Annotated in this window: 1 protein-coding gene; it reads left to right on the forward strand. The window is 36.9% G+C overall.

Annotated elements, in window-relative coordinates; all coding sequences use genetic code 11:
* Positions 1-124: 124 nt before the first annotated feature.
* On the forward strand, positions 125-1,381 hold the full coding sequence (locus M1F37_RS09850) for an ISL3 family transposase (protein WP_247935676.1): 1,257 nt from the start codon (positions 125-127) through the stop codon (positions 1,379-1,381).
* Positions 1,382-1,415 lie beyond the last annotated feature (34 nt).

Here is a 1,415-nt window from a genome sequence, read left to right on the forward strand (position 1 = left end):
GGCTCTATAATATTTGTAGTGGGTAAATCCCCTATAGATATTATGGAGCCTATTTTTGTGTAGAAAAAAAGTCCCATATGACCTATAATGAAAAGCGACCAAACAACTCATTAGAAAGATTCATATGGAACAATTACATTTTATCACAAAACTACTCGATATCAAAGACCCAAATATCCAATTTATGGATATCATCAATAGGAATACACACAAGGAAATCATCGCTAAACTTGATTATGAAGCCCCATCTTGCCCTGATTGCGGAAGTCAAATGAAGAAATATGACTTTCAAAAACCGTCGAAAATTCCTTACCTTGAAACGACTGGTATGCCTACCAGAATCCTTCTTAAAAAGCGTCGTTTCAAGTGCTATCATTGCTCTAAAATGATGGTCGCCGAAACCTCTCTCGTCAAGAAGAATCATCAAATTCCTCGTATTATCAACCAAAAGATTGCGCAAAAGCTGATTGAAAAGACTTCTATGACCGATATTGCCCATCAGCTATCTATTTCAACTTCAACTGTCATTCGAAAACTCAATGACTTCTGTTTTAAGCATGATTTTTCTCATCTTCCTGAGATTATGTCTTGGGACGAGTATGCCTTTACCAAGGGAAAAATGAGTTTCATTGCACAAGACTTTGATAATCTCAACATTATCACTGTTCTTGAAGGTAGAACACAGGCCATCATCCGAAATCACTTTCTGCGCTACGATAGAGCCGTTCGTTGTCAGGTGAAAATCATTACTATGGATATGTTTAGTCCTTATTATGACTTAGCTAAACAGCTTTTTCCATGTGCTAAAATCGTTCTCGACCGCTTTCACATTGTCCAACATCTCAGCCGTGCTATGAGTCGTGTCCGTGTTCAAATCATGAATCAATTTGAGCGAAAATCCCATGAATACAAGGTCATCAAGCGCTACTGGAAGCTCATTCAACAAGATAGTCGTAAACTCAGCGATAAACGATTTTATCGCCCTACTTTTCGTATGCACTTAACAAATAAAGAGATTCTAGATAAGCTTTTGACCTATTCAGAAGACTTGAAATTCCACTACAATCTCTATCAGCTCTTACTTTTTCATTTCCAGAATAAAGAGGCAGACAAATTTTTCGGACTTATCGAGGACAATCTAAAACAGGTTCATCCTCTTTTTCAGACTGTCTTTAAAACCTTCCTAAAGGACAAAGAAAAGATTGTAAACGCCCTTCAACTACTCTACTCCAACGCTAAATTGGAAGCTACTAATAATCTCATTAAACTTATCAAACGAAATGCATTTGGTTTTCGGAACTTTGAAAACTTCAAAAAACGGATTTTCATCGCTCTGAATATCAAAAAAGAAAGGACGAAATTTGTCCTTTCTCGATCTTAGCTTTTCTTCAACCCACTACAGTTGACAAAGAGCC

Source organism: Streptococcus mitis (assembly GCF_023109105.1).
In the GTDB taxonomy this organism is placed as follows: domain Bacteria; phylum Bacillota; class Bacilli; order Lactobacillales; family Streptococcaceae; genus Streptococcus; species Streptococcus mitis_BW.